Below are 21,826 nucleotides of genomic sequence, written 5' to 3' on the forward strand. Positions count from 1 at the left end.
AGTCCCAAAGCCGTTCAGTTAGTCCGGTGGCTGGGCTGTCAAGATCGGTTCTATCTCGATGGTGATCAGCGCGGGGCGGCTGGGGCCGCGGTGGCGGCCTTTGGCGGTGCTGGCGACGTACTTGGAGATCGCGCGTTTGACCACGCGCGGGTTGGTTCGGACTCGGCGGGCGGGCAGGAGCTGGTCCAGGACGTGGCGGCCGATCGTGCCGACGAGGTCGAGCACGGTGTCGGCGATGATGCCGGCGGCGGCGATGAGCTGGTCACGGGCGGCGTGGCGGGCGACGGTGAAGCTACCGCGGTCGGGATCGACGTCGGCTCGGTGCAGAGTGGTGTCGCTGATCGCGATCCGCAGCACCTGGTAGGTGATCAGCAGGGCGTAGATCTCCTGGGCGACCCCGGTCGGGGTGCGTGAGCGCAGGACCCGCCCGCCCAGGCTGGTGGACTTGAGCTCGGCGAAGCAGGTCTCGATCTCCCAGCGTTCGTGGTAGAGCCCGACGATCTCGACCGCGGGCACGTCGGGGTCGAGCACGGTGGTGACCAGCCGGTAGGTCTCGGTCCGGGCGCTGTCGCTGGTGGTGATCGTGACCTTGGCGGTGACCACTCGGACCTCGACCCGGCCGATCCGGGACACCGACGACCCGTCGGCCAGCGTGCGGCAGATCGGGAGTCGGCGGTGGTTCTTGACCCGGACCAGCACGTCCGCGCCGGTCGCGGCCAGTGCGGTGATCCAGTCGGCGGCGGCGAAGTTGCGGTCGGCGAGCACGATCATCCCGGCCCGGGTCGATGCGAGCAGCTGTGGGGCGTAGCCGAGTTCACCGACCCGGTCGGTGCCGAACACCGCGTCGATGATCGTGCGGGTGCCGCACGCCACCAGCGCCAGAACCCGCACCATCGGATAGCCGGTGGTGGTGCCGTGCGAGCTGCCGCCCTTGCTGAACTCGGTCAGGTTCGCCGGGGTGTCCGGGCAGCACAGGATGGTGCCGTCCACCGCGGTGACCAACCGGCCCCGCCAGAACACTCCCGGGCGGGCGGCGCGGGCGGCGCCGATCTGCACACAGCCGGTCTCGGCGCCGCGCAGCAGGTCGAACAGCACCCGCAACGGCGCCACCCCCACCCGGGCTCGGGCGGCGGCCAACGCGCTCGCGCTCGGGGTGGCCACCCCCAGCCCGTCCAGGCCCGTGCACAGCCGCGCCCAGACCTGTGACCAGCCGATCTCGGTGAACAACCCGGCCGCGAGCAGGAGGTAGACCACCACCCGCGAGGGCAACAACCGCAGCCGCCGCTGCACGCTGTGGGTCTCGACCAACGCGGCATCGACCATCTCGAAGGGCACAATCCGGGTCAACTCGCCCAGATGACCAGGAGCGAAACACCCACCGGCCACGGTGACGACCCGGGTGATGACAGAATTCGCGCTCAGCGGAGCTCCCGGTGGTGTCGAGGCTGTCTTGGAGGACGCCCTCTCCTACCGGAGCTCCGCTCCCATCTCCGGCAACGACACGCCGCAACAAGATCCTTGACCAGCAGCCGCGACCGCTAACTGAACGGCTTTGACCCTAGTCCGGGCCCGGGCGGGCGGTCAGAACCGCCTGGCGCCGACCGGTCGCGTCGCCGTCACCGTGCGGTAGGCGAAGAGCCCCAGGAACGCCAACTCGACCACCAGCGCCGGGATTCCCTCGGTGACGTCAGGAGAGAGGTACCCGAGCAGGCCGGCGGTGCGGCTGACCAGGAAGCCCACGATCATGCCGGCCGAGAGCACACCGCCCACCGCCCACGCCGCGGAGTCGTCACGGCCCCACAGGCGGTAGGCCGCCCAGCCGGTGCCGGCCGCGGCGACCAGGAACGACACGCCCAGCCACGGCAGCTCGGCCAGGTACTCGGGGACCAGCACCAGGTGCAGGATCCCGGCCAGGGCCACCGCCACCGCGGCGGCACGACGGATCGTTCGGGTCTTCGCGGGCATCACGGACTCCTGGGGTTCGTCGGGGTCACCCGCCGGGCAGCGGTGGGACCGGTGACGACGGTGCCGCATCGTCGGCCAAGCACCGCGCCGCGCACGGTGAGGCCGCGGTTCGGACTTCTCACACCGGCTGCACACCGTCGCTGGGGCGTGCGCTAGCCCAGCACTGCCTAGCGTCGGAGTGGCTGGCGGGAGCGTCCGCGCCGGCCGAGGAGGTCTCATGTCGAGCGTGCTCGATGCACCCGTGCATGCACGGGCGGAGTTCCGCCATCGCCGCGAGCACCGGAACGGGACCGCGAGCCTGCTGCTCGCGCTGGGTGGAGTGAACGTCGGCATCGTGCTGGCCCTCGGGGTCTCCCGCCTGGGTATCGATGCGGCCGCACCAGGCGGGCTGGCCCTGTGGGGCGGCCGGATGACCGGGTTGCTGGCCGAGGTGTTCGTGCTGGCGCAGGTGCTGCTCGCGGCCCGGGTGCCGTGGCTGGAGGCGGCCGTCGGCCAGGACCGGCTGCTGCGCTGGCATCGCGCGCTGGGCCCGGCGACCCTGGCCGCGGTGCTCGCCCACCCGGTGCTGATCGCGGTGGCCTACAGCGCCCGGGACGGCAGCGGATGGTGGTCGCAGCTGTGGACGCTGGGCGGCGACTACCTCGACGCGACGGTCGCCGTCGGGCTGCTGCTGGTGGCCGCGGTGGTATCAGTCGGGGCGGTGCGCCGGTTCCTGCCCTACGAGGGCTGGCACCTGCTGCACCTGGGCACCTACGCCGCGGTGCTGCTGGCGTTCGGTCACCAGCTCGACGCCGGCACCGTGGTGCTGGACGGCCCGGTGCTGCGGGCCTGGTGGGCCGCGCAACTCGTCATCGTGCTCGCCGCGGTGCTGATCTACCGGGTCGTGCTGCCGATGTGGCGCACGGCGCGTCACCGGGTCCGGGTCGACGCCGTGGTGGCTGAGGCCCCGGGCGTGGTGTCGGTGCATCTGCGCGGGCGTGACCTCGACCGGCTCGCCATCCGCGGCGGGCAGTTCCTGCGCTGGCGGTTCCTGACCGCGGACGGCTGGTGGCGCAGCCACCCGTTCAGCGTGTCCGCAGTACCCGGCGGGGACGGGATGCGGCTGACGGCGCGTCTGGTCGGCGAGGGCACCGCGGCGCTGGCCCGGCTGCGGCCGGGAACCCGCGTGGCCTTCGAGGGCCCCTACGGCGTGCTGACCCGCGACGCCCGCACCCGCCCCCGGGTCCTGCTGGTGGGGGCCGGCTCCGGGATCGCACCGATCCGGGCGCTGCTGGAAGACCTGCCGCGCGACGTCGACGCAGTGGTGGTGCAGCGCGCGTCCACCGTCGCCGACGCCGTCCTGCACGGCGAGCTGCGGCGGATCGCAGCCGCCCGCCCGGCGGTGCGGGTGCACCTGGTCACCGGGCCGCGCGGACCGGCGACCTCGCCCGGCCGGTCACTGGGACCGGCGCAGCTCCTCGCGATGGTCCCGGACATCGGGCAGCGCGAGGCCTACCTATGCGGGCCGCCCGGCCTGACCGCCGACCTCGTCGCGACGCTGCGCGGCCTGGGCGTCGCGCCCGCACACCTGCACTCCGAGACGTTCCACCTGTGATCCACTGCTCCAGCCTGGAGGCACCGATGCATCCCGTCCGCACCACCGTGGTCGGCGTCGCCGCCGGCCTGGCGATCGCACTCCCGATCCTGACGACCTACGGGGCGCTCACCGGTGCCGCGGACCCGGTGGCGCGGGTGGTGGTGAGCGCCCCGGCGGTGCCCGGTGCGCCGACCACCTCGGCGTCCCCGGCCCCGGCTGTCGTGGTGGCGACGGGGCCGGTCGTGCGCAACGACTACGGCCCGGTCCAGGTCGAGGTGACCCTCACCGGTGACCGGATCACCGCTGTGCGGGCCGTGGCGCTGCCGACCGGTGGGACGTCCGGGGAGATCAGCCGCTACGCCGAGCCCCGGCTGGCGCAGCAGGCCCTCGACCGGCAGGGCTCCGGGATCGACACCGTGTCCGGGGCCACCTACACCAGCGCCGGGTACCGGAGCAGCCTGCAGGCCGCGCTCGACGCGGCCCGCGCCCCCGCGACCACTGCCGGGGGTGGAGCGTGACGGGTGTGGTGCACGTCGAGCACGTCATGGGCACGGTCGTCACCGTCGATCTGCGCGGTCCGGCCGATCTGCGCGGTGCGGCCGGCTCGGCAGCCGCGGTCGCCGCCGCGATGAACGTCCTGCACGAGACCGACCGCATCCTGAGCCCGTGGAAGCCCGGCAGCGACGTGAGCCGGCTCCGGGCCGGGCTGTTCGCCCGGGGAGAGGGCCATCCCTGGACGGGGGAGGTCGACGAGCAGTGCCGGCGGGCCCGGGACCTGACCCGGGGATGGTTCGATCCGTGGCGCATGCCCGGTGGCTACGACCCGACCGGGTTGGTGAAGGGCTGGGCCGCGCAGCGCGCCGCCGCGGAACTCACCGCCCGCGGGTGCACCGACCATGCGGTCAACGCCGGCGGTGATGTCTGCGTGCGCGGCACCGCGGACCCGGCCGGCGCGCCGGGATGGCGGATCGGGGTCGTCGACCCGCACGACCGGACCCGCATCCTCGACACCGTCACGGTGTGTGGCGGGGCCGTGGCCACCTCCGGCGGGTACGAGCGCGGCTCGCTCGCCGTCGATCCCCGCAGCGGCGGAGTGGTCACCAGGCTGGCCTCGGCCACTGTCGTCGGTCCCGACCTCGGCCTCGCCGACGCCCTCGCCACCGCCGCGTCCGCGGCCGGCCCGGCCGCCCTCGACTGGCTCGACACCGTCGCCGACTACGACGCGCTTCTCGTCACCATCGACGGGGACACGCTGGTCACGCCCGGATGGGCCCGGCGGGCCGCCCCGATCGGTCCGGGTTCCCGGTCGTACTCAGCGTCCTGACAGGAAGGCGCCGACACCCTCGGGGTCGTCCGGTGACCCGCACCGGCACATCGAGGAGGACATGTGGACATCAAGCGCAATCTGGTGGTCGGCACCCTGGCCGTTCTGACGCTCGGCGGGATCGGGGCCGGCACCGCGCTGGCCTCGACCCCGGCGCCCACCGTCCCGACGACCGCGGCCACCCAGGTCGCGGCCGTCCAGACGGGCCCCACCGGCCAGTCCGGCAACCAGGTCGGCCCGGGCACCGACACCCCCGAGCCCGGCGACACCGCCGACCAGCCCGGCCAGCAGGGCACCGACGCCCCGGAGCCCGGCGACACCGCCGACACCCCGCAGAGCGAGGCGGCGGAGGGCCCCGAGGCGCCCGATGCCGGGGAGGCCGCAGCCGGGCCGGACACCGACGACGCCCAGCACGAGGCCACCGGCGACGAGGGCAACCACGCCGACGAGCCCGCAGGCTCCGCCACCGGGAAGTGAGGAGGTAACCGCCGATCCGGCGGCACCGTGGCCCGTCACCCGTCCGCATCGGGTGGCGGGCCACGCCGTATCCCGTCAGCCGATCACAGGGTCAGCACGAGCTGACGTAGCAGGACCACCGCGAGGAACACGACGGGGAAGGCCAGGTCCAGGCCGACCGACCCGATCCGGACCGGGCGCAGCACACGGCGCACCGGCGCGAGCACCGGCTCGGTGACGGCGTGGGTGGCGCGGCGGGCCCCGCGCCGCCACCCGGGCTCCGGCCCGCCGGCCAGCACGCCGGCCCAGTCGACGACGAGCCGGGCGAACAGGGCGACCTGGAAGATCAGCAACAGCGTACCCAGCAGGACTCCGATGACGGTCATGTTGCACTCCTTGTAGTGGGTCGTTGCCCTGCTCCCAGCGTCACCGCTGCCGATTGAGAGGACGCTGAGTAGGCCGCGGAGCGCTTTCCCGTCCGCTAACCCTGAGCTGGGCGTCGGCGAATGCGTTCGCTCCTAGCGTCGCGACCATGACCATCACCGCTCCGCCACGGCCGACCACCCCACCCCCACCGCCGCCGCGGCACCGACGGTCCCCGAGGCGGGCCCGCTGGATCGTCGCCGCGCTCGTCGCGCTGATGATCTGGCCGTCGGTGTCCTACACCCAGGCGTTGGCCTACCCCGGCAACGCGAGCTTCACCGTGCGCACCGTCGAGTGGGTGCGCGACAACGGCGGGGGTGGGCTGGTCGACCTGATCGAGAACTACTGGTACGCGCAAGGGCCGTCGGCCCGAACACCTGACCCCGCGGGGCTGCCGGCAGCCGGCGCGGCCACGGCGCCGGTCGGGCCCGCCGCACCCCCCGCCGCCCTGGCGGCGCTGCCCGGAGCGGCGCCGGTCCGCGGCGAGGGCGTGTGGGTGGCGGGCGCCCCGTCGAGCACCGGCGCACCGGCGGTGTACACGACGTTCGTCCGGCCCGATGCGCAGCACCCGAGCGTGGTCGCCGGGGTCGCGCGCATCGACCAGAACCTCGTCCGCACCCAGGTCATCGCCGGGACCCGTCAACCCACCGGATCCGCCGGCCCGGAGGGAGCCCAGGTACCGCCGTCGATGCGACCGGCCCTGGTCGCGACGTTCAACTCCGGGTTCAAGATGAAGGACGCCCACGGCGGCTACTTCGCCGACGGCCGCACCTCGGTCTCACTGCGTGACGGCGCCGCGTCGCTGGTGATTCACCGCGACGGCACGGCGACCATCGGCCAGTGGGGCCGCGACGTCACCGCCGGGCCCGACGTGGTCGCGGTCCGCCAGAACCTCGACCTCATCATCGACAACGGAGCACCCGTCGCCGGACTGGACACCAACGCCGGCGGAACCTGGGGAAGTGCGCGCAACCAGCTGCAATACACCTGGCGCTCCGGTCTCGGCGTCGACACCGCCGGCAACCTGATCTACGTCGGCGGCCAGGACCTGACCCTCGCCACCCTCGCCGACGCACTGAGCAAGGCCGGCGCCGTCACCGCGATGGAACTCGACATCCACGACCAGATGGTCGACATGTTCACCTACACCCACGCCGCCGGCGGCGCGCTGACCCCGACGAAGCTGCTGCCCAGCATGCCCGGCCCGAACGACCGGTACCTGACGCCCGACCAGCGCGACTTCGTCGCCGTCACCCTGCGCTGACCCGGCCCGGCCCCCGGAAGGACCACGATGTCCCTCGCCCTCCTCGACCCCGCCACCCTGATCGCGACGTTCGGCGCCATCGGGATCTTCGTGATCCTGTTCGCCGAGACCGGCCTGCTGGTCGGCTTCTTCCTCCCCGGCGACTCCCTGCTGTTCACCGCGGGCCTGCTCAGCTCCTCGGCCGCCGCAGGCGCGGCCTTGTCCCTACCGTGGGTACTGCTTGCCGCCGCCGGTGGCGCCCTGGTCGGGGCCCAGACCGGCTACCTCATCGGTCGCAGGGCGGGCACGGCGCTGCGCGAAGGCTCCCCCCGCCCGGGCCTGCTCGCCGCCATGGACCGCTCCCGGCGGCTCCTCGACCGCTACGGCCACCGCCGCGCCATCGTGCTCGCCCGCTTCATCCCCGTTGTCCGCACCGTCCTCAACCCGATGGCCGGAGCGCTCGGCACACCGGCCCGGGTGTTCGTGCGCTGGCAGGTGATCGGCGGGCTGCTGTGGACCGTCGGGCTGGTTCTCGCCGGATACGCCCTGGGCAACACCGTCCCGGGCGTCGACCGGTACCTGCTCCCCGTGGTCGCGCTGATCGTCACGGTGTCCCTGCTGCCGCTCGCCGTCGAGATCGTGAAGCGTCGGCGCGGGACACCGGAGGCCGGCCGATGACGCCACGTCCCGACATCCTGGCCCCGGCCGGATCGGCCACCGTGCTCGTCCTCGCTGCAGCCTCGGTGACCGACGATGTCGTGGAAAGGAACGGGATCACCGGCATCGACCAGCCGGTGCTGGACTGGTTCGTCATGCATCGGGGTCCCGTCGAATCGGTGGCGGCCACGGTGATCACCAACCTGGGCGGCACCCTCGCCATGACTGTGCTGGCCGCGGTGGTGGCGCTGTGGGCGGTGTCCCGCCGGCATTGGGGCCGGCTAGCGTTTCTCCTCGCTGCGACCGGTACGGCGGGTGCGCTCGTCATGGCGATCAAGGCGCTGGTCGGCCGCGTCCGGCCACCCCAGTCGGTCCAACTCGTCGCGGAGACGACCGCGTCCTTCCCATCCGGACACACCCTCGGATCGGCGGTGGTCATCCTTACCGTGGCCGGCGTGCTGCTGAAGGGAACCCGCAGCGCAGGCGTACGGGCCACGACGGTCGTCGCGGCGGTGTCAGCGGTGTTGATGATCGGGCTGAGCCGGCTCTACCTCGGTGTGCACTGGGCCACCGACGTCCTGGCGGGATGGTTGCTGGGCGGTGCGGTGGTGGCCGGGCTCGTCGCGGTGGCAGCGCTGCACCGCACGTACCGGGTTGCCGGTCCGAGAAGGCCCTGGTCCGGCCCAGCGCCATTCCCTCCCACGGCGGTCGACGGAGCCGTTGCGTGAACTGACAACATGGTCATGACGGATCCACAGGCCGGGGCTCGGTGCTCGGGCGTCATCCTGTTCACCGGCTCTGCGGCGCTGCTCGCCGCCACCATCCACATTCCGACGTGCTGAACGCCGTGCCGCAGTGGATCGCGTTCGCGCTGAACGCTCGCGCCATCGCCGCATCGACCGTGGGTGCCTCTGGCGTCGTAGGCAGTGAGAGTGAGAAGCCCATCTGGCCGACTGTGATGGTCTGATCTGGCCCCACCCCGACTCGTCCGGAGCGGCTGTGGGACGTGTCCGTTGGGGCCCTGCTCCCGGGTGAGGTCGGCGAGGCCGCCATCTGGCCTTCCTGTTCTCCGTCAGCGAGGGGTTGGAGGCTTACTCGCTGGCCCGCACCCGCTGCGGGCTGCGGGGCGCTGCTGTCGGTGCCCGATCAGGCCACCGTGCTGCGCGACGGCGCGGAGGTCGTCGCCGCTCCGGCCGCGATCCGGGTCGGGGACCTCATGCTGGTCCTGCCGGGGGAGCGCCTCGCCACCGACGGCCGGATCACAGGCCGCCCCGCGCTGGACCTCTCGGCGATCACCGGGGAGTCCGTACCGGTCGAGGCCGGGCCCGTTCGCCGGTGCGGTCAACGGCTCGGGGCGCAGGAGGTGCGGGTCACCAGTACCGCCGAGGACAACTCGTTGACCGGGATCGTCGAGGTTCCTCGGAGACGTCCCGACGTGTTCGATGACGAGGCGATTCAGGTCGGGGTCGGTGGCCTCGAACTCGCCCGTTGAGCCGGCTGGCCGGATCAGCGGACCGACCGGCACGCCGTCGGCTGCCAGCCGTCGGCGTACGGCCCGGACGTCGCACGTGGGCAGCCGGGCCACAGGCGTAGTCGGTAGGCGCTCGTGCGTCAGCACCCGGATGTGCACAAGCACCAGCTCGACCTGTCCGCAACGGAGCAGCGCCCACCCGTCGGCGGCTTCGCGCACGTCACAGCTCAGGTCCAGGTAGAAGCCGAGGGACCGGGAGATGTCCGTGACGTGGACGTGCGGCGGGCCGGGGCCGGGCACGCCGCTCGGTCCAATTCGCCGGGCTGGTGTCGACACAGGCCCTGTCACCTCTCGGTCGGATCGACGGATCCCTGCCGAGGGTGTTCGAACGAGACACAGAAGCGGATCGTGCGGGAGAGAGGTGGCGCCGCGTCGACGGACCGGCGCCGCGGGGTCGGCCGACGAACCGATCTGACTGTATTGACCGCCCGATTCGCCCTGTCGGGACCGGTCGACGTCGGTCAGGACCCGCGCCGGCAGCCCGGCTTGATCATGCGCTGACCCGCCCCGGTCGGGACGGGGATGCCACGATCGGCCGCCCAGAACATCGTGTCCACCGCGAGGCGCCCCCAATCGGTCGTGATCGTCTTCGCGCTGGGCGGCGTGCGCGTCGTCGGGCGAAGGACCTCCATGTGCCATATCTGCTCGGGATCTGCGCCGAGCTGTACCCGGCGGCGGGACGGTCGGCGCATGGAGCGCAGGTTGATCGCGGCGCGAACGAGCCCGCGTGCGATCGCTCGCGGCAGGTGTGTGTCTCCGTCGGGCAGCAGATCGGCGACGCGAAACGGCCGGTAGCCCTGGTAGGCGAGGCAGGTCGCGGTGTCCCAGGCGCCCCCGGTGTAGGGCAGGAGCCGGAGCAGGGCCGCATCGGCCCGCAGGATGCTGCTGCGCACCCCGAACGTGCTCGTGGTCGCATAGGCGCGGAACCAGGTGGTGGCACCGACCGCCTGCGCCTGTGAATCGGCCTCCGCGCCGGGTCTGTCGCGGAGGGTCGGTCGTCTCCCTCCGGTCGTCGGGTCCAGGGCGTCGGATCCGTAGAGGGAGAAGTAGTCGACGTGCGGGAAGGTCGCGGCCGCGGACATCAGGGTCGTGAAGGCGCCGGGAGCGTAGAGGTAGTCGTCCTCGGCGAACCAGACGATGTCGTCGGAGGAGGTCGCCAAAGCCGCCTCCCGCGCGATCGCCGCGCGAAAGGTCTTCCGGTTGCTGCCGCCGTCGAGCGCACGCACCGTTCCGTGGGCCTGCATGAGGGCCAGCCGCTCCGGGGGTATGCCGCCGTCGTTGAGGAACACGAACTCCGGCCGCACCGGGAGGGACTCCGCCGCCCGCAGGACCGACGCGAGCGCGAGCGTCTTGCTGTAGTAGCTCGGGCGGGGTTTGTCGTTCTCCGATTCCGAGGACCGATAGACGATGCGCAACCGAGGCGCGACCTGAGTGCTCACCCGGGCGACGCTAGCGAGCGGAGGGCAAGTGACCGGTGCGCTCCGGGTTAGCGAAAAGCAAATGCCGACGTCAACTGAGTATGACGGTCCGGCACCCGACTACGATCCAAGGCCTGGCCCGGTGCCGACCGGGGGCGCGGGAGGTGTTGGGTGCGGAGCCGGATCGTCACGATCGCGGTGATCGCTGCCACCGTGGCCCTCGTTCTGTTCGGCCTGCCGCTCGCGGTGGCGGTCGCCCAGTACGCCGAGGCGTACAAGTCCCTCGATCTCGAACGCCAGGCCGACCGCGCCGCGATGCGGGTCGCCGCCACACTTTCGGACGACGGGGTCCCTGCGGCCGACGAACTGGAGGACGACGCGACGCTGACGTTCCTGTCCGTCTATGACCACGACGGGATCTACATCCGCGGCCGTGGTCCGGACCGCCCCGACGCGTACGTGCGCGCAGCGGCGCAGGGCACCCCGAGCACCGGGTCCGCAGGCGGCGAGCTGATCGTTGCGGTACCGGTCACCCACGATGGTGATGTGGTCGGTGTCGTGCGGGTGTCGGGCTCCCGGGACGCCTTGCTGTGGCCGGTCGGGCTCGCGTGGTTCGGGATGCTCGGCCTCGCACTCGTGGCGATCGGCGTCGTGTGGCTGCTGGCGCGCAGGCAGGCCGCGCGGCTGGCCCGCCCCCTCGACGATCTGTCGACCGCAGCCCGGCGCCTGGGCAACGGGGACTTCAGCGTGCGGGTGCCCACGGTCGAGTACGTCGAGATCGACGCGGTGGGCAGCGCGCTGAACCGGACTGCCGTCCGGCTCGACGACCTGCTGGCGCGCGAACGGGCCTTCTCCGCCGATGCGTCCCACCAGCTGCGAACGCCGTTGACGACGCTGCGGCTCGGGCTCGAAGCGGCGCTGGTTCGGCCCGGGCACGATCTCCGCTCTGCCATCCACAAGGGGCTGGACTCGGCCGGACGGATCGAGCGCACCGTCGACGAACTCTTGACGCTCGCTCGCGATACCCACGGGCCGGTCGATGTGCTGGACATCTCGCTCTTCCTGCGCGAGGCCACCGAGCCGTGGGTGACGCGGCTGGGAGACGAGGGGCGGGCGCTGCGCGTCAGCGTCGACCCGCAGACGCCGCCTGCCGTGGCGTCGGCCGCGGCAGTACGGCAGGTGCTGGCGGTGCTGCTGGACAACGCGTTGACCCACGGCGCCGGGCCGGTGGAGGTGTCGGCGAGGGATGCCGGCGACGCGGTGGGGATCGAGGTCGCCGACGGCGGGCCGGGGATCACTGCCGACGCGGCGAACCAGCTGTTCTTCCGGCGCTCCGCCGCGGCCAACGGTCACGGGGTCGGCCTCGCCCTGGCCCGGCGGCTTGCCGAGGCGGAGGGCGGTCACCTGCGTCTGGCGAGCCCTGCGCCACCGGTGTTCACCCTGCTGCTGCCGGCCGAACGCGCACGATGAGTGCTACGCCCGGTCCACCTCGATCCGGTAGCCGTGTCCACGCACAGTCACGATCTGCGGCACGGCCAGCTCGCCTCGGTGTCCCGCGAGCTTGCTCCGAAGCGCGGCCACGTGCACGTCCAACGTCTTGGTCGAGCCGAACCAGTGCTCGTCCCACACCTCGGCCATCAGCGTCTCCCGGCGACGGCCGTGCCCGGCTCGGCGGCCAGGCGGGCCAGCAGATCGAACTCCCGGGGCCGCAACGCGATGTCGTGTCCCGCGACGCTGGCTCTTCGGCCGCCGACGTCGACGGTGAGATCACCCATCCGCATCCATGGGGGCATCGTCATCGGGTCGAAGTGGCGCGCAGCACGAATCGCCCCGCCAGGCCTTGCGTCCCTCCTGAACGGCAAGTATCAATGCGGGCCGGCTCGACGCATCAGTTCACGAGATGGGAGCTGAGTACCCACGTGGCGCGGGTGGCCTGCGGTACCAAGTGATCGTCGCTCAGGCCCGGTATGTGACGGTGCGCATCATTCCGTCCTCCATATGATAATGGTTGTGACAGTGGAACATCCAGGCGCCCGGATTGTCCGCGCGCCAGTCGAACGTCAGCTCGCCGCCTCGCGCCGGAACCGCGGCGGTGTCCTTGATCGGCCCGTTCCCGCCGGCGGTGGACACCCGGAAATGGTGACCATGCAGGTGCATGGGGTGCCACTTCATGCTCTCGTTGCGCAGGGTGAAGCGCACCCACTCGCCGGAGTCGACGAGGAACGGTTCGGTGGGGTCGAGGCCGTCGGCGAGGATGTCGGTTCCGGACAGGGTCAAGGCGAACGTCCGGTCCGGGGAACCGGCTGCAGGGGTCTCCTGCTTGCCCGTGTTGACAAGGTCCTCGTAGGTGAGCAGTCGCCCGTCGAGCTCGGTGGGGTGCAGGTCGGGTGGCGGTGCGGTGGATCCGGCGGCGTCGAGGTAGCGCAGGATCGCTCGGCCGTATCCGGTTCGTCCCTCCGGCATGACTCCCACCTGCCACGCCCCCGGGGCGTCGGCGTCGATGAGCACGTCGTAGCGCTCGCCCATGCCGATACGGATGGCGTCGACGGTCACATGCTGTACCGGCATGCCGTCGGCGTGGGTCACGGTCAACCGGTGGCCGCCGATGGCGAAGCGGAAGCCTGTGTCGGCAGCAGTGTTGATCACGCGTAGGCGGATTCGCTCGCCGAGGCGCACGTCCAGCGTGCACGGGTCGGCCGGGGGTCGGGTGTTGACGAGGGTCAGCGGGTAGTAGCGGCCGCCGAAGGAGACGCGCTCGCGGGGATCGGCGGGGAGAGCGGGGCTGTTCGTCGGGTCGTGGTCGCCGTGGCCGGTGGGGTTCTCGGGTCGGTTGTCGAGCCCGTCGCGCCAGTCGTCCAACAGCAGCGTGTACTCCCGGTCGTAGGACAGCTCCTCGTGGCGCGGCTCCACGATCAGGGCACCGTAGAGGCCCCGATCGAGCTGGTGCCCGACATGGGCGTGGTACCAGTGTGTGCCGGCCTCGGGTACCACGAACTCGTAGTCGAAACCGGCGCCCGGCTCGACCGGCGCCTGCGTGAGGAACGGGGCCCCGTCCATCGCGTTGACCAGCGATATGCCGTGCCAGTGGACCGTCGTCGGGTCGGGGAGCCCGTTGCGCAGCGGGACACGGAGGGTCTCTCCCTCTCGGAGCCGGATCTCCGGTCCCGGGACGGTGCCGTTGTAGCCCCAGGTCTGGACGGATCTGCCTTCGAGGTCGAGCTGGACCTGCCCGGCGTCCAACCCGAGCGTCGTGACCGGCCCGAGCTGGGACGTCCCGGCGAGGGTGATGCCGGAGCAGGCGCCCAGCGCGAGAACTCCCGCGCCGGCGCCGGCCATCGTCAGGAGCTCGCGGCGCGTCCAGGTGTCTCGCCGGGGTACGTCCCGGCCCCTCCCGTGATGGATTCCTGCCGTCATCCTGGTCCGATCCCGGTTCCGCCGACCACGGGGTGGGATGGCTCGAATCGTGTGTCCTCGATGGTGATCGTCGGTGCAATCGATGGAGCCGGCCCGGTGGCGCCCCCGACGTCGGCTGTACCGACCACGGTGTCGTCAGGGAACCGGATCCAGCCGATTCGGTCGTCGGTGTCCGTGCTGGAGGTGGCGGTGTAGAGGCCGGTCGGTTCCTCTCCCAGCAGGGCCACGAACGACCACTCGGCGCCGTCGCCGCGGGTGACCCCACCGTGGACGACGCGGCCGTGGATCCCCCCGACCAGCGTCGACCCGTCGAGTGCGCGGAGATCGAGCAGTCCGCCGGTGGCCGCGCCGTCGAACCAGACACCGATCTCGAGGCCGTCGCTGATGAACCCGGTGGCCCGACCGTTGTGAACGGCGATGGCCACAGCGATGATGCCGTCGGCCGATCGGCCCACGAACGTCGTGTCCGGTCTCGCTTCGGAACTCGTGGCGGTGCCGGAGGCCAGCGGTGCGTCGGTCGGTGCGGCGCTGCCGCATCCGGCTGCCGCGACCAGCAGGAGTGACAGAACGACGACCGCACGCAGGGTGATGACGCGGTTCCGGGTTCCGCATGCGAGTCGGCGCATCGATCCTCCCGTGGAGCAGCTGATGAGGATGAATTCGCGGACAGGCCGACTTTCGTCACCGCCGTCCGCATGGTGGAGGAGATCCGGCGCAGGTCACGGATACAGTTGCGACCCCGGGAGCCCAAGCGGGCTGGCGATCTCGGCGGTCTCTGCACGGGGTCTCGTGGAGGGATGGCGACGGTGGCGGCAGCGACGCATGCTCGGGGTCGGGTCGGGTCGGGTCGGGTCGGGTCGGGTCGGGTCGGGCTCGTGCTGCGAACCATCGGCGCGCCGCTGATCGCAGCGACGCTGGTGCTGCTCACAGGCAGCCAGGCGCTGGCCCACTCCGACCTCGTGCGCAGTGATCCCGTCGACGGTGAGGCAGTGGGCGGGGTCACCCGTCCGGTCACGCTGGAGTTCGGCGACGAGCTCGATGCGGGCTCCGTCACCATCAGGCTGATCGGCTCGACTGGATTCCAAGCCCAACTCGCTCCACCGACGTTGACGCGGACCGTGGTCGTGCAGCCGTTGCCGACCCTGATCAACGACGAGTACGTCCTCCGGTACGGAGCCGTCGCCACCGACGGCCATCCCGTTCGCGGCAGCATCAGCTTCACGGTGACGGGCTCTGTCGTCCGCCAGACCAGCGGCCCTGTTCATGGACAGCGCGCGACGCCGCCCACCGCCGCCGCCGGCTCCGGTCACCACGGGGAAGCCACCCAACATCCATCCCTCCACGTATGGGCGTGGCTGGTGGGTGGTGCGGCGGTGATCGGGTGCTCGGTGGTGGCGGTGCGATGGCTCAGCGGGCGGCGCCGAGCTTCGACGTATTAGCCCTGGTCGATCGGCAGGGCGATGTCGGTGACGCCGTCGAGCGCCCCGAGGTGCTCGACCGCTCCGGTGAGCAGGTCCACCTCGAACAGACCGCGCGTGCCGCTGACCTCCAGCGTCGCGAAGGCCCGGTTGCCGCCGGCGGCCGTGTAGATGTCGGCTCCGGCGTCCGGGCCGGCGTCGACCCCCAGACCGCCGGTCGGGGCGAGCGTCCCGGCATTGGCGGGGGACTGGATTGCGACCCGGTCGGCGGTGGTGTCGACGGCGAACAGCGTGGTGGCGGTACCGGCCGCATCGTCGTTGTTGGTGTACCCGACCGCGGTCACCCCCGCGGCGGGTGTGGTGCCGGTGGCGGGCGCAACCGCCGGGTTGGTCAGGGCGGTGTCGGCCACCGTCGGGGCACCGGGCATGGCGAAGGGCTGGCGCAGGTTCTGGCCGGTGTCGCTGACGACCCGCAGTGCGTTGGCGGCGGGATTGAAGTCGACGCCGAAGAGCTCGCCGTCGAGGCCGATGCTCAGCTGGGCGACCGTGGTGGCCGTGCCGTGCTTGTCGATCGTGTAGATGCCGCCTGCGTCGCCGACGCCGTAGAGGGCCCCGTCCTGTACTCGGTAGTCGATCCCGACGAGCGAGACGTCGCCGTCGAGGCCGGTGACGTCGGTGGCGCCGTGCTGGTCGGTGTCGTCGGTCTCGAAGTCGACCAGCGTGATGCCGTCGACGAGGCCGACGACGTCGAGGGCGTGCTGCTCGGTGGCCGAAGCGGCGGACAGCGGCACGGCGAGCAGCGCGCCGGTGGCGATGGTGACGAGGCCGGCCTTCAGGGACGTGCGCATGAGTGGGCCCTTCGGTGTGGAACGCGGGCGCGGTGGTACGCCGACCCTTCCTACGCACGACCGGCCCGCGGCGTTCATCCGACCGAGCGGGTTCTACGGTGTGTAGATGCCACATCAGCAGGTCACGCCCTCCGGACCGGTCCGGGTGGGGCGATATCGGTCGGCCATCGGACCCCTTGTCGTGGCCGGGACGTCGCTCGGTCTGCTCGCGGCGCTGTGGCTGACGGCCTCCGCCGGGTCGGCGATCGCCGACGTCCTCGGATTGCCGGATCCTGGGCTCGTCGTGCGATACGGGCTGCCTGCCGTACGGGTGGTGGCCGACGTCGGTGCGGCGGCGACGGTCGGGTTCCTGCTGCTCGCAGCGGTACTGGCGGCCCCACAGGCCAGCGGGTACCTCGACGTCGCGGGGTACCGATCCGTCCGTGTGGCTGCCGGATGCGCGTGGCTGTGGGCGGGGGCAGCGTTGGTGATGGTCCCGCTGACCGTGGCCGAGGTGCTGGGCCGCCCGGTCGGTGACGTGCTGGCCCTCGGTCCGTTGGCCGCAGCCCTGCCGCTGCTTCCGACGTCGGCGGCGTGGTTGCTCACCGCGGTACTGGCCACGCTGATCGCGGTCGGCTGCCGGGCCACCCTGACGTGGGGGTGGGCCGGCGTGCTCCTGGCGGCTGCGGTCGTCGGGCTGCTGCCGGTGGCGGCCACCGGACATTCCGCGGTCGGGGGGTCGCATGACCTCGCCACCGACAGCCTGATGATCCACGTCGTCGTCGCGGCGGTATGGGTCGGCGGGCTCATCGCGGTGCTGTCGCTCGCTGCGCGTCCCTCTCCCGACCAGTTGGGCACGGTGCTGCCGCGCTTCTCGGTGACCGCCGCGTGGTGCTGGGGGCTGATGGCGTTGTCCGGGCTGGCCAACCTGGCCGTCCGCATCCCGTTGGCGCTGCCGAACCTGTTGTCCGGCTACGGGGTCATCGCGGTGGCCAAGACGGCTTCGCTGGTGCTGCTCGGGGTTCTCGGCTACCTGCACCGGCGGAGCGCTCTGGCCCCGGCCGTCCGGGGTGACCGCCGCGCGCTCCTGCGGCTGGGGGCGGGCGAGGTGCTGCTGATGCTGGCCACGATCGGCCTGGCCGTCGGTCTGGGGCGGACGCCGCCCCCGGCCCCGGGGGAGACCGACGAACCCTCGCGCACCGGTGAGGAGCTGGGGTACGAGCTGGCCGGGCCACCTTCCGGTGTCGGCGGTCTTGTCGTCGACGGGCGACCGGACCTTGTTTTCGTCGTTGTCGTCGTGGTGATGCTGGTGGCCTATCTGGCCGGCGTGCGGCGGCTGGGCGCGGAGGGACGGGTGTGGCCGATTCGCCGGTCGTCGGCGTGGCTGGCCGGCTGTGCTGTGGTGCTCCTCGCGACCTCGTCCGGTCTCGGTCGCTACGGCGCGGCGATGCTGAGCGTCGGTGTCGCGGCGCAGCTGCTGCTGACGCTGGTGGCACCCCTGCTCCTGGTGCTTGGGGCGCCGCTGGCGCTCGCCCGGCTGGCGGTGCCGGAGGTGAACCGGGTGCTCGCGCACCCGACGGTCGCCGTGCTGTGCCGTCCGTTCCCCGCGGTGCTCGTCTTCGCGGCGACCATGGCGATGCTGTACGGGTTCGGGCTCATCGACCCCCTGCTCTCGTCACAGCCGGGTCGCCTGGCCCTGGACGTGTTGCTCCTGGTGGTCGGTGTCGTGCTGGTCGGGGCGTTGACGAGCGGGGCCGTCGCCCGCGGTCGGGCGGTGGCCCTCCTGGTCCTCGTCCAAGCCGGGGTCGGCATCGGCCTGTTACTGCGTACCGAGCCGATCGCCGCGACGTTCTACCGGGGGTTGGGCCTGCCGTGGGTACCCGACCTGCTGGACCAGCAACGCGTCGCCGGCGTCGTGTGGTTGGTGGGACAGGTAGCGCTCGTCCCGATCATCGCGGTAGGGGTGGCACGGGCGCGAGCACGGTGATTCCGGGGTGCGCGGCCGAGGGAAGTCAGGTGCCCGGGGCGCAGCCGGCGTCCGGCAGGGGAGTCGTGTTCGGGTTGTCGCTCAGCGCCCGGATGAACAGTTCGAATCGCGGGTCGTCGGGGGTGTCGAGGGCGAGCCGGTGTCCCCACGCCTGCAGGGAGATCGGGCTGTCGAGACCGGGATAGGGCGACATGAACAGGAAGTCGGCGTCGGTGACCCGCGTGACGGTGAGGGCCTGCACCGTGTTCGGAGCGGTGCGGGCGGGGTCGTAGGTGATCCAGACCGCGCCCCGTTCCAGGGCGTGCACGGCGTCGGTGTCGGGGATCGGATCGGGGTAGGCGACGCCGTCGCACGCCGTGTACCCCGGGTTGTGCGGGCCGCCGACGGGGGGGACGGCCCTGCGGTCGGCGGGGGAGCCGGTCGCGGCAGCTTCATGGTCGTGGTCCGCGATCGGTGTGACGACGATCCCAGGGATCCTCGTCGAGGGATCGGGCTGCTCCGCCGAGGGGGCGAAGGAGGCGAGCTCCCGCTCGGCATCGGACGGGATCAGGACGCTCACCGCGACCACCCCGAACGATGCGGCGGCCAACAGCAGGACCAGCGGTCCGCCGATCCGCGACCACCGGCCGACCGGCCGGTCCTCCGGCTGCTCGCTCATCGGGCGGCCCGCCTGCGCACCAGTATCGGGAGCAGCAGGGCGAGTGCGGCGAGCACCAGCATGGGGCCGTCCCCGGTGCGGGCGTAGGGCGTCAGACCGGTGCGCAGCGGCACCGTCTCGCGCAGCAGGGCCGGGCCGCCGAGCTCACTCTGAGCAAGAACCCGCCCGTCGGGAGCGACCACCACGGAGTAGCCGGTGGGCGCCGACTGCAGAACCGTGCGGCCGTACTCCAGGGCCCGCATCCGGGCGCCGGCCACCTCGATCGCCGGCACGTCCTCGGTGACGTAGGACGCCGCGTTGGTAGGCACGAGGACGATCCTGCCGCCTGCCGTGACGGCCTCGCGCACGCGATCGGCGAAGAGCACCTCGTAAGAGATGACGACGCCGAGCGGCCCGGCCGGCGACTCCAGCACGGCGGTGCCCTCGCCGGCGATGGCGTCGCGGGGCACGAGCGCGGTGAGGTCGGTGACGCGGCTGAGCAGTTCGCGCCCGGGGATGTACTCGCCGAAAGGGACGCGGTGTTCCTTCTCGTAGCGGCCGAGGATCGTGCCGTCGGGGCCCCAGAGCACCGCCGCGTTGCGGAACCCGGTGCCCTGGTTCTCCACGACCCCGACGACGACCGGCGCGTCGAGGCGCCGGGCGAGCTCGGCGGTGCGCGCGTCGGCCGCCGAGCCGGCGATCGACCCGTCGACGCTGATCACGGTCTCCGGGAACAGGACCAGGTCGGGGGAGCCGGTGATCTGCTCGGCCACGGCGAACTGCCGGTCGGTGGTGTCCTGCGGGTCGGTGAACACCGCGCGGAGACCGCGCGGCCCGCCGCCCTGCACGACCGCGACGTCCAGGCTGCCGGCGTCGGCGGTGGCCACGGCCGCGCCCACGGCGACGGGGACACCCGCCACGGCCACCGCTACACCCACTGCGATCAGCCGAGCCCGGCCGCTCGTGAGAACCAGCGCGGCCAGGCCGACGCCCGTGGTGGCGGCCACGGCCGTGACCAGCAGCGAACCGCCCAGCGGCGCAGCGAACACGAACGGGCCGTCGAGCTGCGCGTGCACGAGTGCGGGGAGCGGGAAGCCGCTGAACGGGAACCGGGTCTGCGTCGCGTCGAGCAGCACCAGCCCGGCCGGCAGCGCCCACCAGCCTCCCGCCCAACGACCGCTGCGGGCGGTGGGCACGAGACCGACCGCAACGGCGAGCATGACGGCCTCCAACGCTGCGATCGCGACGTACCCGGCTGCGGCGAAGCCGGTGAGCCAGCCCAGCGTGGTGCCGTACAACACGGCGCCCGCCAGACCGCCGAGCCAGAGCCGGGCGCGGAGCCCGCGCCCGTGCAGGGCGACGGTCAGTGCGGCCACCCCGAGCGGGAGCAGCGGCCACCATCCTCGGGGTTGTGCCCCGAGCGCCCAGGTCGCACCCGCGCCGGCGGCCAGCAGGATCGCGAACCGCAGGCGGGTCGCCGGACCGGCGGCGCCCGGCCGGTCGACGCGAACGGGCGCGGCTCCCGGTGCCGGCGGCAGATCCGTATGGATGGCGTGTCCCTTCAGTCCGGCTCGGCCGGTTGTTCGGCACATCTACTATCTCGTGTAGAAGTTCGGGTCGACCACCTGGGGTGCGTCCGTCGCGGTCAGGCCCCGGTGACGGTCTGCCAGACCAGGAAGCCGTTGAGGCCGATGATGACGACCGCGGCCAGGCCGGCGACCGCGGTGGTGAGGCGGTGGTTGACCAGTTCGGCCATGATGTCGCGGCGTCGCGTGAGCAGGATCAGCGGAACGAGTGCGAACGGGATGCCGAAGGACAGCACCACCTGCGAGAGCACCAGTGCCCGCGTCGGGTCGACGCCGATGCCGAGCACGACGAGCGCGGGGGCCAGGGTCAGTGCGCGGCGCAGCAGCAGCGGGATCTGCCGTCGGATGAAGCCCTGCATGACGATCTGCCCGGCGTAGGTGCCCACCCCGGATGACGCGAAGCCGGACGCGAGCAGCGCGATCGCGAATGCGAACGCGGCCGGCTGGTCGAGGACCTGCGCGAGCCCGTCGTGCACCCCGTCGAGGGTGTCGGTGTCGGGTACGTCGGTACCGAAGAACAGTGTGGCGGCGATGATCAACATCGCGGCGTTGACCAGTCCGGCCAGCCCCATCCCGACCGCGACGTCGGTCTGTTGGCGACGCAGTAGGAAGCGGCGATCTGCCGCTGTGTCGGCCCGGATCCGGGTCTGGGTGAGGGCGGAGTGCAGGTAGACCACGTGCGGCATCACGGTGGCCCCGATGATGCCGGTGGCCAGCAGCACGCTGTCGGTGCCGTCGAACCGCGGGACGAGCCCCGCCACGGCGTCGGCCCCGACGATGTCGATGCGCACCACCGTGCTGAGGAAGCCGAGCAGGATCACGGCGAACAGGCCTACGATGGCCCGCTCGAACGGCCGGAAGCCGCGGGACTGCAGTGCCAGCAGGGCGAAGGCGACGATCCCCGTGATCACCCCGCCCGTGAACAACGGGATGCCGAACAGCAGGTTGAGGGCGATCGCGCCGCCGATGACCTCGGCGAGGTCGGTGGCGATTGCCACGATCTCGGCCTGCACCCACATCCCGCGGGAGACCGGGCGGGGGAACCGGTCGCGGCACAGCTCGGGGAGGTTGCGGCCCGTGGCCAATCCGAGTTTCGCCGACAGCGACTGGATCAGCATCGCCAGCAGGTTCGCCCCGACGATCACCCAGAGCAGCAGGTAGCCGAACTGCGCGCCCGCAGAGAAGTTCGTGGCGAAGTTCCCCGGATCCACGTAGGCGATGGCCGCAACGATGGCGGGCCCGAAGAACATCAGCCGCCCGCGCAGCGGACCGCGAGCACGGATCTCGGCGACCGTCGATGCGTCCGTACCGAGACTGTGAGTGCCAGGCGACGCGTCGGTAGTGGTCATTACCGAAGATGATAG

The 21,826-nt window shown here is 72.2% G+C and carries 21 protein-coding genes and 1 pseudogene; 11 read left to right on the forward strand and 11 right to left on the reverse strand.

Annotated features, from left to right (window positions below; genetic code table 11):
• Positions 1-18: 18 nt before the first annotated feature.
• Together I4I81_RS02900 and I4I81_RS02905 are read right to left on the reverse strand one after the other, a co-directional pair.
• Positions 19-1,386, reverse strand: a complete 1,368-nt coding sequence (locus I4I81_RS02900; protein ID WP_226363566.1) for an IS4 family transposase — start codon at positions 1,384-1,386, stop codon at positions 19-21.
• 195 nt (positions 1,387-1,581) lie between these two features.
• Positions 1,582-1,965 carry a hypothetical protein gene (locus I4I81_RS02905; RefSeq protein ID WP_218605787.1) on the reverse strand — a complete coding sequence of 128 codons (384 nt, stop codon included), beginning with the start codon at positions 1,963-1,965 and terminating at the stop codon, positions 1,582-1,584.
• A 217-nt stretch (positions 1,966-2,182) separates the two neighbouring features.
• Between I4I81_RS02905 and I4I81_RS02910 the strand changes: the two genes are divergently transcribed.
• The 4 genes from I4I81_RS02910 to I4I81_RS02925 all read left to right on the forward strand — a co-directional run bounded on the left by I4I81_RS02910 (position 2,183) and on the right by I4I81_RS02925 (position 5,342).
• Positions 2,183-3,559 carry a ferredoxin reductase family protein gene (locus I4I81_RS02910; protein WP_218605788.1) on the forward strand — a complete coding sequence of 459 codons (1,377 nt, stop codon included), beginning with the start codon at positions 2,183-2,185 and terminating at the stop codon, positions 3,557-3,559.
• A gap of 26 nt (positions 3,560-3,585) precedes the next feature.
• A complete protein-coding gene (locus I4I81_RS02915) occupies positions 3,586-4,059 on the forward strand; it encodes an FMN-binding protein (protein WP_218605789.1) in 474 nt (157 codons plus the stop codon).
• Positions 4,056-4,865: an FAD:protein FMN transferase gene (locus I4I81_RS02920; protein ID WP_218605790.1), complete on the forward strand. Its 810-nt coding sequence runs from the start codon at positions 4,056-4,058 to the stop codon at positions 4,863-4,865. Before I4I81_RS02915 ends, I4I81_RS02920 begins: the two co-directional genes overlap by 4 nt.
• Positions 4,866-4,928: 63 nt before the next feature.
• Positions 4,929-5,342, forward strand: a complete 414-nt coding sequence (locus I4I81_RS02925; RefSeq protein WP_218605791.1) for a superantigen-like protein SSL4 — start codon at positions 4,929-4,931, stop codon at positions 5,340-5,342.
• Between the two features lie 83 nt (positions 5,343-5,425).
• Here I4I81_RS02925 and I4I81_RS02930 read toward each other — a convergent pair whose 3' ends face one another.
• A complete protein-coding gene (locus tag I4I81_RS02930) occupies positions 5,426-5,707 on the reverse strand; it encodes a YggT family protein (RefSeq protein WP_218605792.1) in 282 nt (93 codons plus the stop codon).
• A 146-nt stretch (positions 5,708-5,853) separates the two neighbouring features.
• Between I4I81_RS02930 and I4I81_RS02935 the strand changes: the two genes are divergently transcribed.
• From I4I81_RS02935 to I4I81_RS02950, 4 genes are all read left to right on the forward strand, one after another.
• Positions 5,854-7,008 carry a phosphodiester glycosidase family protein gene (locus tag I4I81_RS02935; RefSeq protein ID WP_218615784.1) on the forward strand — a complete coding sequence of 385 codons (1,155 nt, stop codon included), beginning with the start codon at positions 5,854-5,856 and terminating at the stop codon, positions 7,006-7,008.
• A 27-nt stretch (positions 7,009-7,035) separates the two neighbouring features.
• Positions 7,036-7,665: a DedA family protein gene (locus tag I4I81_RS02940; protein WP_218604654.1), complete on the forward strand. Its 630-nt coding sequence runs from the start codon at positions 7,036-7,038 to the stop codon at positions 7,663-7,665.
• On the forward strand, positions 7,662-8,372 hold the full coding sequence (locus I4I81_RS02945; RefSeq protein ID WP_218604655.1) for a phosphatase PAP2 family protein: 711 nt from the start codon (positions 7,662-7,664) through the stop codon (positions 8,370-8,372). Before I4I81_RS02940 ends, I4I81_RS02945 begins: the two co-directional genes overlap by 4 nt.
• Before the next feature lie 410 nt (positions 8,373-8,782).
• Entirely contained in the window at positions 8,783-9,136 is a 354-nt protein-coding gene (locus I4I81_RS02950; protein ID WP_372453649.1) for a P-type ATPase actuator domain-containing protein, read from the forward strand.
• 500 nt (positions 9,137-9,636) lie between these two features.
• Here I4I81_RS02950 and I4I81_RS02955 read toward each other — a convergent pair whose 3' ends face one another.
• The gene (locus tag I4I81_RS02955; protein WP_218604656.1) at positions 9,637-10,614 is read right to left on the reverse strand and encodes a hypothetical protein; all 978 of its coding nucleotides are present in this window, start codon (positions 10,612-10,614) and stop codon (positions 9,637-9,639) included.
• A gap of 150 nt (positions 10,615-10,764) precedes the next feature.
• On the opposite strand from I4I81_RS02955, the gene I4I81_RS02960 reads away from it, so the two are divergent.
• Complete coding sequence (locus tag I4I81_RS02960; protein WP_218604657.1) at positions 10,765-12,063, forward strand: HAMP domain-containing sensor histidine kinase; 1,299 nt, start codon at positions 10,765-10,767, stop codon at positions 12,061-12,063.
• Positions 12,064-12,066: 3 nt separating this feature from the next.
• Here the strand turns inward: I4I81_RS02960 and I4I81_RS02965 are convergent.
• The 3 genes and pseudogenes from I4I81_RS02965 to I4I81_RS02975 form a co-directional block, all read right to left on the reverse strand.
• Positions 12,067-12,395 (reverse strand): annotated as a pseudogene (locus tag I4I81_RS02965) (winged helix-turn-helix domain-containing protein); the annotation flags it as partial.
• A 154-nt stretch (positions 12,396-12,549) separates the two neighbouring features.
• Positions 12,550-13,929 carry a multicopper oxidase family protein gene (locus I4I81_RS02970; protein ID WP_218615785.1) on the reverse strand — a complete coding sequence of 460 codons (1,380 nt, stop codon included), beginning with the start codon at positions 13,927-13,929 and terminating at the stop codon, positions 12,550-12,552.
• Between the two features lie 74 nt (positions 13,930-14,003).
• On the reverse strand, positions 14,004-14,432 hold the full coding sequence (locus tag I4I81_RS02975) for a hypothetical protein (protein ID WP_218604661.1): 429 nt from the start codon (positions 14,430-14,432) through the stop codon (positions 14,004-14,006).
• Between the two features lie 450 nt (positions 14,433-14,882).
• Here I4I81_RS02975 and I4I81_RS02980 point away from each other — a divergent pair, with 450 nt between their 5' ends.
• Positions 14,883-15,446, forward strand: a complete 564-nt coding sequence (locus tag I4I81_RS02980) for a copper resistance CopC family protein (protein ID WP_218615786.1) — start codon at positions 14,883-14,885, stop codon at positions 15,444-15,446.
• Here the strand turns inward: I4I81_RS02980 and I4I81_RS02985 are convergent.
• Positions 15,443-16,273: a DUF4394 domain-containing protein gene (locus I4I81_RS02985; RefSeq protein WP_218601128.1), complete on the reverse strand. Its 831-nt coding sequence runs from the start codon at positions 16,271-16,273 to the stop codon at positions 15,443-15,445. The two genes, I4I81_RS02980 and I4I81_RS02985, sit on opposite strands and share 4 nt — an antisense overlap.
• 181 nt (positions 16,274-16,454) lie before the next feature.
• On the opposite strand from I4I81_RS02985, the gene I4I81_RS02990 reads away from it, so the two are divergent.
• On the forward strand, positions 16,455-18,239 hold the full coding sequence (locus I4I81_RS02990) for a cytochrome c oxidase assembly protein (RefSeq protein WP_226363708.1): 1,785 nt from the start codon (positions 16,455-16,457) through the stop codon (positions 18,237-18,239).
• A 25-nt stretch (positions 18,240-18,264) separates the two neighbouring features.
• On the opposite strand, the gene I4I81_RS02995 is transcribed toward I4I81_RS02990, so the two are convergent.
• From I4I81_RS02995 to I4I81_RS03005, 3 genes are read right to left on the reverse strand one after another with little or no spacing between them, the layout of a single operon-like run.
• On the reverse strand, positions 18,265-18,897 hold the full coding sequence (locus I4I81_RS02995; RefSeq protein WP_218601126.1) for a thioredoxin-like domain-containing protein: 633 nt from the start codon (positions 18,895-18,897) through the stop codon (positions 18,265-18,267).
• Positions 18,894-20,468: an apolipoprotein N-acyltransferase gene (gene lnt / locus I4I81_RS03000; RefSeq protein ID WP_225924469.1), complete on the reverse strand. Its 1,575-nt coding sequence runs from the start codon at positions 20,466-20,468 to the stop codon at positions 18,894-18,896. The genes I4I81_RS02995 and lnt overlap by 4 nt, the downstream gene beginning before the upstream one ends.
• Positions 20,469-20,521: 53 nt before the next feature.
• Positions 20,522-21,811, reverse strand: a complete 1,290-nt coding sequence (locus tag I4I81_RS03005) for an Nramp family divalent metal transporter (RefSeq protein ID WP_218601124.1) — start codon at positions 21,809-21,811, stop codon at positions 20,522-20,524.
• Positions 21,812-21,826 lie beyond the last annotated feature (15 nt).

This window comes from Pseudonocardia abyssalis (assembly GCF_019263705.2).
In the GTDB taxonomy this organism is placed as follows: Bacteria; Actinomycetota; Actinomycetes; order Mycobacteriales; family Pseudonocardiaceae; genus Pseudonocardia; species Pseudonocardia abyssalis.